Below are 584 nucleotides of genomic sequence, written 5' to 3'. Positions count from 1 at the left end.
GCAAGCCCGCTTGTGTCTTGCGCAGGACTTAGACTGAGGGTGAGAGCGGTGAGTGGCAAGCTGAATGCCCGGAGTGCTTAAAGCACGTGTGGGAGCCCATGCTGCCATTCACCTCTCCGCTCTGGTTATTGAGCCCGAACAGTTGAACGAGCCGACCTCGAACATTACAAGCGTGGTGCCCAGCCAGAGCGCTCTCACCTTTGAGTGTAAGAGGGTTCGGCTATGTTTTCCTGCGCAGGCATCGATGTTTCCAAAGACACCCTTGAGATTCGGATTAACCCGCAAGACGTTGGGGCGAATTACCTCAATACCGCCAGTGACTTCCTTGCGCTGATTGATTGGTTGAAGCGCTACCAGGTCAGCCGCGTATTGCTGGAAGCCACCGGCGGCTATGAGCGAGAGGTCATGAAAGCGCTTCAGGCTGCCGGCTTCGAAGTCTTGCGGATCAACCCTCGGCGAGCCAGGGACTTTGCCAAGGCCATGGGGCAGCACGCTAAAACCGACCCGATAGATGCGCGGCTGCTCGCGCAGTTTGCCGAAGTCATAAAGTCGCCAAGCAACCGCATCACCAGCCCTGAACAGGA

The 584-nt window shown here is 57.2% G+C and carries 1 protein-coding gene; it reads left to right on the top strand.

Going from position 1 to position 584, the window contains the following annotated elements:
* Nucleotides 1-222 precede the first annotated feature (222 nt).
* A partial coding sequence (locus AACY49_RS30005) for an IS110 family transposase (protein ID WP_339527847.1) occupies nt 223-584 on the top strand: 362 nt, incomplete at its 3' end.

Origin of the sequence: Pseudomonas sp. EL_65y_Pfl2_R96, from assembly GCF_963970905.1 — a bacterium.
Lineage (GTDB): Bacteria > Pseudomonadota > Gammaproteobacteria > Pseudomonadales > Pseudomonadaceae > Aquipseudomonas.
This window is presented reverse-complemented; position numbering and strand designations above follow the sequence as displayed.